Annotated in this window: 4 protein-coding genes; 1 reads left to right on the top strand and 3 read right to left on the bottom strand. The window is 72.3% G+C overall.

Features of this window, described 5'->3' with window-relative positions; translation table 11 throughout:
* Nucleotides 1–152: 152 nt before the first annotated feature.
* Nucleotides 153–1,445, bottom strand: coding sequence for a sugar ABC transporter substrate-binding protein (locus JJV70_RS18505; protein WP_257574181.1), 1,293 nt, complete (start codon nt 1,443–1,445; stop codon nt 153–155).
* A gap of 320 nt (nt 1,446–1,765) precedes the next feature.
* On the opposite strand from JJV70_RS18505, the gene JJV70_RS18500 reads away from it, so the two are divergent.
* The gene (locus tag JJV70_RS18500) at nt 1,766–2,641 is read left to right on the top strand and encodes a DUF1275 family protein (protein ID WP_219049126.1); all 876 of its coding nucleotides are present in this window, start codon (nt 1,766–1,768) and stop codon (nt 2,639–2,641) included.
* 491 nt (nt 2,642–3,132) lie between these two features.
* Here the strand turns inward: JJV70_RS18500 and JJV70_RS18495 are convergent, their stop codons facing one another.
* Nucleotides 3,133–4,593 (bottom strand): glutamate synthase subunit beta, encoded by a 1,461-nt coding sequence (locus tag JJV70_RS18495; protein WP_219049125.1) that lies wholly within the window; start codon nt 4,591–4,593, stop codon nt 3,133–3,135.
* Nucleotides 4,586–9,157, bottom strand: coding sequence for a glutamate synthase large subunit (gene gltB / locus JJV70_RS18490; RefSeq protein ID WP_219049135.1), 4,572 nt, complete (start codon nt 9,155–9,157; stop codon nt 4,586–4,588). The genes JJV70_RS18495 and gltB overlap by 8 nt, the downstream gene beginning before the upstream one ends.
* Nucleotides 9,158–9,251: the final 94 nt, after the last annotated feature.

Genomic DNA, 9,251 nt, shown 5'->3' with positions numbered 1-9,251 from the left:
CGGCGCGGGCGCCCTGGCCGGAGGGCGGCACCCGTGCCGCGCCCGGCACCGGCGGCCCGCCCGGCCCGGGCTTGGTGGGGCGCGGCGGCGCCGTCGCGCCGGGGGTGCCGGGTGTGCCGGGTGTGTCAGGGGCGTCGGCGGCCTCCGGGGTCTCAGTGGCCAAAGGACTCGTCCATGTCGGCGGCGGCCCGCCGGGTGGCCTCCTGGACGCTCTGCTTGCCGCTGAGGATGGCCTGCACCATCCGGGCGAGCGTCTTCTTGCCCTGGATCTCGCCGTAGGCGGGGGTAGCGGGGACGGTGCGCCCGGCCTCGGCCAGTTGCCGGGCGAACGGCGCAACGAGCGGGTCCTTTTGGTGCGCCACGCGCTCGACCAGGGAGGTGCGCCCGGGGAAGTAGCCGGACTGCTCGGCCCACTTGCGGGCGTAGTCCTCCGAGCTCATCAGCTCGACGAACTCCCAGGCCAGCTCCGGGTCGGTGGCGGTGTTGAAGACGCTCAGGTGCGAGCCGCCGAGGAAGGACGGGCTCAGCCCGCCGTCGGGGCCGGGGAGGGGGGCGGCGGCGAGTTTGCCCGCCAGCTCCGGGTGGTCGGCGAGGAGGGTCGCGGGCGTCCAGGAACCGGCGACGGCCATGGCGACCTTGCCGCTGCCGATGGCCGCCACGAGGTCCGCCTCGTCCCAGGTGGTGGCCGCCTTGGCCGAGGTGCCGTGCTCGGTGGCCAGCGAGGTGTAGAACTCCACGCCGCGCACGGCGTCCGGCTGGCTGATCGCCGACGTCCAGCGGCCGTCTTCCCGGGTGGCCAGGTCGCCGCCGGCGCCCCAGACGAAGGCGTCCAGGGTGTACTCGCTGTCGCCGGGTACCGGGAAGGGGAGCATGCCGGGCTCCTCCCGCTTCAGCACCTCGGCGGTCTCGCGCAGCTCCTCCCAGCTGGCCGGGGCGCTCAGCCCGTGCTCGGCGAAGACATCCGCGCGGTACAGCAGGGCGCGCACGCCCGCGTACCAGGGGACGCCGTAGAGCTTGCCGTCGTAGGTGCCAGCGGTGCGCAGGGCGGGCACCATGTCCTCGCCGAGCCCGGCCGCTTCGCTGAACGGGGTGAGGTCGGCCAGGGCTCCGGCGTCGGCGAACTCGGGGGTCCAGGTGGTGCCGACCTCGGCGACGTCGGGGGTGGTGCCGCCCGCCATGGCCTTGGTGAACTTGTCGTGCGCGTCGGGCCAGGGCACGTACTGGACGTCGAGCCGGGCGCCGGTGCGTTCGGTGAACGCGGCGGCCACCTCGTCGAAGAACGGGTCGGCGTCGGGGTTGGTGCCTTCCATGATCCACACGGTGAGTGTGTCGTCGCCGGAGGCGCTGCCGGTGCCGCAGGCGGTCAGCGTCAGCGACAGGGCGGTGACGAGGGCGGTGAGGGGGGCTGCGAGGCCCCTGCCGGGTGGCCGCAGGCGCTGCTTCAAGTCCGGGCTCCTCCCACGGGTGGGTACGCACGGTGCGCACAGGGGCACCGTTGGTCATACTGTCACCATGCGCCATCGCTCCCGGCACATCACGGACCGGCGCCCCCATTCACCCGACCGACACGCCCTGATCCGGTGACACCGCACGACGGCCGCCGCGTGCGCGGTTACTGATGCGGTGAACGGGCGGGCACGCGGGAGCCGACGCGCGGCACGCAGGAGCCCGCCCACGGGCACGGACGGGCCGCCTACGGGCGCGGGCGTGATCGTCTGTGGGGGAGGGCGGACGTCCCGGGGGCGTTGTGGAAAGGACGGCTGGCGTGGCAGCACCACCGACCCGGCGGCTGAGCACCGGGCTCCTGGTCCTCACCGTCAGCTCCGGCATGGTCGATGTCGTGGGCTATCTCGCGCTCGGCGGTGTGTTCTGCGCCCTGGTCACCGGGAACGTGCTGTTCCTGGGCCTGGCGCTGGCCGGGCAGGAACACACGGCGCTGCCGCCGGTGGCGACCGCGCTGGTGGCCTTCGTCGTCGGCATCGGGCTGAGCAGCGTCCTCATCGGCGCCGCGTCGCGGCGGGGGCGGCACTGGTTCACCGTGGCCCTCGGCGCCGAGGCGCTGCTGCTGGCGGCGGGCGCCGCGCTCTCCTGGGGGCTGGTGCCCGACCACGTGGGAGAGGTGAGTCCACGTCACCTGGCCGTGGTGGCGCTGCTGGCGGCGGCGATGGGCGGACGGGCGGCCACCACGCTGAAGACGGCGGTACCCGGCCAGTCCACGCTGCTCATCAGCACCGCGCTGGCCCTGCTGCTGCGCCCCGCTTTGGGCGGGAGCGGAGCGGGGACGGCCGGGCAGCGCCGGTACTGGGCGCTGGCCGTGGTGTGCGTGTGCGGCGGGGCGGTGCTGGGCGGCGTGCTGCTGCGGGTGGCGGTGGCCGCGCCCCTGGGTCTGGCGGCCGGGTGCGCGGCCGTCGTCGCCGTCGCGTGCGCCCCCGCCCCGGGACGCTACTTCTGCGTGAGGGTGGCGTTGATCAGGCTCTCGCCGGTGGCGGCGTCCACCACGGCACGGTCGCCGAGCTGGTCCTCCAGCTCCACGGTGACCTCATCGGTCACCAGCTGCTCGGTGCAGGCTTCGGCGTCGCCGGGCTCGATCCAGCCGCCGAGGATCACCAGGTCCGGTGACTCGGCGACGTGCACGCCGTAGTCCGCGTCGCAGGCGCCGTGGCCCACGGTGACGGTCAGCGCGGCTCCGTCCTGGGCCTTCTCAGCCCCGGGGACGGGTTGCAGTTCCTCGCCGTCGGGGCTGGTGACCGGCTCCACGTCTGGCCAGTTCCGCTCGATGGTCTCGGCGCGCTGCTCGAAGGGGGTGTCCGCTGGTGACGCGGGCGGCGTGGGCGGGTCCTTCGGCTCGACCTTCTGCTGGTCGTCCCTGGCGTCGTCGGCGCCGCCGCCCGTGCCGCCTTCGGTTCCGCAGCCTGCGGCCGTCAGGGTTGCCGCAGCCGTCAGGGCGATGGCCGCCGCGATGCGTCGGGGGTGTCGCATGTGGGGTTCCTCCTCACCGGGATACGCCTTGGACGCGGCGCCGCCCGTTCCGGTTCCGGTGGCGAGCGCCCCCGGTATCCGGCCGGTGGAAACTGGCACCCGCGCGCCACCGGCCCGCACCCGAAGGCGCGGGCCGGTGGCGGGGTGCCGGGCTCAGACCGTCAGCGCGCGGTCGGTCGGCCGGATCGGGTAGGGCAGGGCGCTCTCGCCCGTCAGGTAGCGGTCCACGCCCCGGGCCGCCGCGCGGCCCTCGGCGATCGCCCACACGATGAGCGACTGGCCGCGCCCCGCGTCACCGGCGACGAAGACGCCGTCGATGTTCGTCGCGTAGTCCGCGTCGCGGTTGATGTTGCCGCGCTCGTCCATCGCCAGGCCGAACTGACGCGTCAGCCCGTTCTCCTGGTCGGTGCCGGTGAAGCCCATCGCGAGGGTGACCAGCTGCGCCGGGATGCGGCGCTCGGTGCCCGGCTTCTGGGTCAGCTTGCCGTCGGTGAACTCCACCTCGACCAGGTGCAGCGCCGCGACGTTGCCCCTCTCGTCGCCCTCGAAGTGGGTGGTGGACACCGAGTAGACCCGCTCGCCGCCCTCCTCGTGCGCGGAGGTCACCTTGTAGAGCATCGGGAACGTCGGCCACGGCTGGTGCGCGGGACGGTCCTCGCCCGGCCGGGGCATGATCTCCAGCTGGGTGACGGAGGCCGCGCCCTGACGGTGCGCGGTGCCCACGCAGTCCGCGCCGGTGTCGCCGCCGCCGATGACGACGACGTCCTTGCCCTCGGCGGTGAGGGGCGGCGTGACGTAGTCGCCCTCCTGCACCTTGTTGGCCAGCGGCAGGTACTCCATCGCCTGGTGGATGCCGCTGAGCTCGCGGCCGGGCACCGGCAGGTCGCGCGCGGTGGTCGCACCGGCGGCGATGACGACGGCGTCGTAGCGGCGGCGCAGGTCGGTCGCGGACAGGTCGCGGCCGATCTCCACCCCGGTGCGGAACTTGGTGCCCTCCGCGCGCATCTGCTCGATGCGCCGGTTGATGTGCCGCTTTTCCATCTTGAACTCGGGAATGCCGTACCGCAGCAGCCCGCCGATGCGGTCGGCGCGCTCGTAGACGGCGACGGTGTGCCCGGCCCGGGTCAGCTGCTGGGCAGCGGCCAGGCCCGCCGGGCCGGAGCCGATGACGGCGACGGTCTTGCCGGACAGCCGCTCGGGCGGCTGCGGGGTCACGTCACCGTTGTCCCACGCCTTGTCGATGATGGTGACCTCGACGTTCTTGATGGTCACCGCGGGCTGGTTGATGCCCAGCACGCAGGCCGACTCGCACGGCGCGGGGCACAGCCGCCCGGTGAACTCCGGGAAGTTGTTCGTGGCGTGCAGCCGCTCGATGGCGGCGCCCCAGTCCTCGCGGTAGGCGTAGTCGTTCCACTCGGGGATGAGGTTTCCGAGCGGGCAGCCGTTGTGGCAGAACGGGATGCCGCAGTCCATGCACCGGCCAGCCTGCTTGCTGATGATCGGCAGCAGCGAGCCGGGGACGTAGACCTCGTTCCAGTCCTTGACCCGCTCGGGGACCGGGCGGGTCTGCGCGACCTCGCGGTCGGTGGTCAGGAAGCCCTTGGGGTCAGCCATGGGTCGCCGCCTCCATCATCTTCTCGTGGGTCTCGGACTCGGTGAGCCCGGCCCGCTCGGCGGCGTCCTTGGCGGCGAGCACGGCCTTGTACGTGGACGGGAGGACCTTGCGGAACCGCGGCAGCGCGGTCTCCCAGTTGGCGAGGAGCTTCCCGGCGACGGTGGAACCGGTCTCCTCCTGGTGCCGGCGCACGACATCGTGCAGCCACCGCTGGTCCTCGGCGTCCAGGTCCTCCACCGCGGCGGCCAGCTCCCGGTTGACGTTGTCGGTGTCCAGGTCGATGACGTAGGCGACGCCGCCGGACATACCGGCCGCGAAGTTGCGCCCGGTCTCGCCCAGGACGACGGCCCGGCCGCCGGTCATGTACTCGCAGCCGTGGTCGCCCACGCCCTCGGAGACGACCGTCGCGCCGGAGTTGCGCACGCAGAACCGCTCGCCGACCTTGCCCCGCAGGAACAGCTCACCGCCGGTGGCGCCGTAGGCGAGGGTGTTGCCCGCGATGACGGAGTACTCGGCCAGGTGGTCGGCGCCCCGGTCCGGGCGGACGACGACGCGGCCGCCGGACAGGCCCTTGCCGACGTAGTCGTTCGCGTCGCCCTCCAGGCGCAGCGTGACGCCGGGCGGCAGGAACGCGCCGAAGGACTGCCCGGCCGAGCCGGTGAAGGTGATGTCGATGGTGTCGTCCGGCAGGCCCGCGCCGCCGAACTTCCGCGTCACCTCGTGGCCCAGCATGGTGCCCACCGTGCGGTTGACGTTGCGGATGCCCAGCTGGGCGCGCACCGGCTGTGCGGCCTCGGCGGAGTCGGCGTTCAGCGCGTCGGCGGCGAGCTTGATCAGCTCGTTGTCCAGCGCCTTGGCCAGGCCGTGGTCCTGCTCGGCGATCTGGTAGCGCACCGCGCCCTCGGGCAGCTCGGGCACGTGCAGCAGCGGGGCCAGGTCCAGCCCGCGGGCCTTCCAGTGGTCCACCGCGCGGGAGGTGTCCAGCAGCTCGGCGTGGCCGATGGCCTCGTCCAGCGTGCGGAAGCCCAGCTCGGCCAGCAGCTCGCGGACCTCCTCGGCGATGAACTCGAAGAAGTTGACGACGAACTCCGCCTTGCCGCTGTAGCGCGAGCGCAGCACCGGGTTCTGGGTGGCGATACCGACCGGGCAGGTGTCCAGGTGGCACACGCGCATCATGACGCAGCCGGAGACGACCAGCGGCGCGGTGGCGAAGCCGAACTCCTCGGCGCCGAGCAGCGCGGCGATCACCACATCGCGGCCGGTCTTGAGCTGGCCGTCGGTCTGCACGACGATGCGGTCGCGCAGGCCGTTGAGCAGCAGCGTCTGCTGTGTCTCGGCCAGGCCCAGCTCCCAGGGTCCCCCGGCGTGCTTGAGCGAGGTCAGCGGGGACGCGCCGGTGCCGCCGTCGTGGCCGGAGATCAGCACCACGTCCGCGTGGGCCTTGGACACCCCGGCGGCGACGGTGCCCACCCCGACCTCGGAGACCAGCTTGACGTGAATGCGCGCCTTCGGGTTGGCGTTCTTCAGGTCGTGGATCAGCTGGGCGAGGTCCTCGATGGAGTAGATGTCGTGGTGCGGCGGCGGCGAGATCAGGCCGACGCCGGGCGTGGAGTGCCGCGTCTTGGCGACCCACGGGTAGACCTTGTGGCCGGGCAGCTGGCCGCCCTCACCGGGCTTGGCGCCCTGGGCCATCTTGATCTGGATGTCGTCGGAGTTGACCAGGTACTCGCTGGTGACGCCGAAGCGGCCGGAGGCGACCTGCTTGATCGACGAGCGGCGCGCCGGGTCGTATAGACGCTCGGGGTCCTCGCCCCCCTCACCGGTGTTGGACTTGCCGCCCAGCTGGTTCATCGCGATCGCCAGCGTCTCGTGCGCCTCCTGCGAGATGGACCCGTAGGACATGGCGCCGGTGGAGAACCGCTTGACGATCTCGGAGACGGGCTCGACCTCCTCGACGGGGACCGGGGAGCGCCCGGAGGCGAACTGGAACAGGCCGCGCAGCGTCATCAGCCGCTCGGACTGCTCGTCCACGCGCTGGGTGTACTGCTTGAAGATGTCGTAGCGGCGCTCACGGGTGGAGTGCTGGAGCCGGAAGACGGTGTCCGGGTCGAACAGGTGCGGCTCGCCCTCGCGGCGCCACTGGTACTCGCCGCCGATCTCCAGATCCCGGTGGGCGGAGGGGGTCCCGGAGACGGGGTATGCCTTGGTGTGCCGGGCCGCGACCTCCTGGGCGATGACGTCCAGACCCGCGCCGCCGATCTTGGTGGGGGTGCCGTTGAAGAACTGCTCGGTGAACTCCGCGTTCAGGCCGACGGCCTCGAAGACCTGCGCACCACGGTAGGAAGCGACGGTGGAGATGCCCATCTTGGACATCACCTTCAGCACGCCCTTGCCGAGCGCCTTGATGAGGTTGCGGATCGCGGCCTCGGCCTCGATGCCGTCCAGGAAGGTGCCCGCGCGCACCAGGTCCTCGACCGTCTCCATCGCCAGGTACGGGTTGACGGCGGCGGCGCCGTAGCCGATGAGCAGCGCGACGTGGTGCACCTCGCGCACGTCACCGGCCTCCACCAGCAGGCCCACCTGGGTGCGCTGCTTGGTGCGGATGAGGTGGTGGTGCACGGCCGAGGTGAGCAGCAGCGACGGGATCGGGGCGTGTTCGGCGTCGGAGTGCCGGTCGGAGAGCACGATGATCCGGGCGCCGCCCGCGATGGCGTTGTCCGTCTCGCGGCAGATCTCCTGAAGCCGGGCGGCCAGCGCCTGGCCCCCGCCGCTGACCCGGTACAGGCCCGAGAGCGTGGTGGCCTTCATGCCGGGGCGGTCGCCGTCGGCGTTGATGTGGATGAGCTTGGCCAGCTCGTCGTTGTCGATCACCGGGAACGGCAGGGTGACGCTGCGGCAGGACGCGGCCGTCGGCTCCAGCAGGTTGCCCTGCGGGCCGAGCGAGGAGTGCAGCGAGGTGACCAGTTCCTCGCGGATGGCGTCCAGCGGCGGGTTGGTGACCTGCGCGAACAGCTGGGTGAAGTAGTCGAACAGCAGCCGCGGCCGGTCGGAGAGCGCGGCGATGGGCGAGTCGGTGCCCATGGAGCCGATCGGCTCGGCGCCGGTGCGGGCCATCGGGGCCAGCAGGACGCGCAGCTCCTCCTCGGTGTAGCCGAAGGTCTGCTGGCGGCGGGTGACCGAGGCGTGGGTGTGCACGATGTGCTCGCGCTCGGGCAGGTCGCCCAGCTTGGTGATGCCCGTCTCCAGCCACTGCTGGTACGGGTGCTCGGCGGCCAGCTGGGACTTGATCTCGTCGTTCTCGATGATGCGGTGTTCGGCGGTGTCCACCAGGAACATGCGGCCGGGCTGGAGGCGGCCCTTGCGCACAACCTTGTCCGGGTCGATGTCCAGCACGCCGACCTCGGAGCCGAGGACGACCAGGCCGTCGTCGGTGACCCAGTAGCGGCCCGGGCGCAGCCCGTTGCGGTCCAGCACGGCGCCGACCTGGGTGCCGTCGGTGAAGGTGACGCAGGCCGGGCCGTCCCAGGGCTCCATCATCGTGGAGTGGTACTGGTAGAAGGCGCGCTGGGCCGGGTCCATCGATTCGTGGTTCTCCCACGCCTCGGGGACCATCATCAGCACCGCGTGCGGCAGCGAACGGCCCCCCAGGTGCAGCAGCTCCAGCACCTCGTCGAAGGACGCGGAGTCCGAGGCGTCCGGGGTGCAGACGGGGAAGACGCGCTCCAGGTCCTTGTCCGCGCCGAACAGGTCCGAGGCCAGCTGCGACTCGCGGGCGCGCATCCAGTTGCGGTTGCCCTTGACGGTGTTGATCTCACCGTTGTGCGCGATGAACCGGTAGGGGTGGGCCAGCGGCCAGCTCGGGAAGGTGTTCGTGGAGAACCGCGAGTGCACCAGCGCGATCGCGGACGCGAAACCGGCGTCGGACAGGTCCGGGAAGAACGGCTCCAGCTGCCCGGTGGTCAGCATGCCCTTGTAGACCAGGGTGCGGGCCGACAGCGAGGGGAAGTACACCCCGGCTTCGCGTTCGGCGCGCTTGCGCAGCACGAAGGCCAGGCGGTCCAGTGCGAGACCGGTGCGCGCGGCGCCGCCGCCGGCGCTGTCCTCGGCGCTGTCCGCAACGAACAGCTGGCGGAAGGCGGGCATCGTGGCCCGGGCGCCGTTGCCCAGCAGCTCGGGCGTGACGGGCACCTCGCGCCAGCCGAGCGTGGTCAGGCCCTCCTCGGTGGCGATGGCCTCGATGCGGGCGACGGCGGCGTCGGCCTCGGCCGGGTCGGCCGGGAGGAAGGCGATACCGACGGCGTACGCGCCGGGCTCGGGCAGCTCGAAGCCGGTGTGCTCGCGCAGGAAGGCATCGGGAACCTGCACCAGGATGCCCGCGCCGTCACCGGAGTCGGCCTCGGCGCCGGTGGCGCCACGGTGTTCCAGGTTGCGCAGAACGGTCAGCGCCTGCTCCACGAGCTGGTGGCTCGCTTCGCCGGTGAGGGTGGCCACGAAGCCGACGCCACAGGCGTCGTGCTCGTACTGGGGGTCATACAACCCCTGCTTGGCAGGGTGGGCCGCCATAGACGCTGCACGCATCGGCTCTCCCGTCGTCGTCGTGGCAGGTACCAGTGCCGAGGGACGACGTTGGCCCTCTGCGGATCAAAATTTCACGCAG

Source organism: Streptomyces sp. JJ66 (genome assembly GCF_019303495.1).
GTDB lineage: Bacteria > Actinomycetota > Actinomycetes > Streptomycetales > Streptomycetaceae > Streptomyces.
The sequence above is the reverse complement of the archived record's forward strand: the minus strand, read 5'-3'. Positions and strand labels throughout refer to the sequence as shown.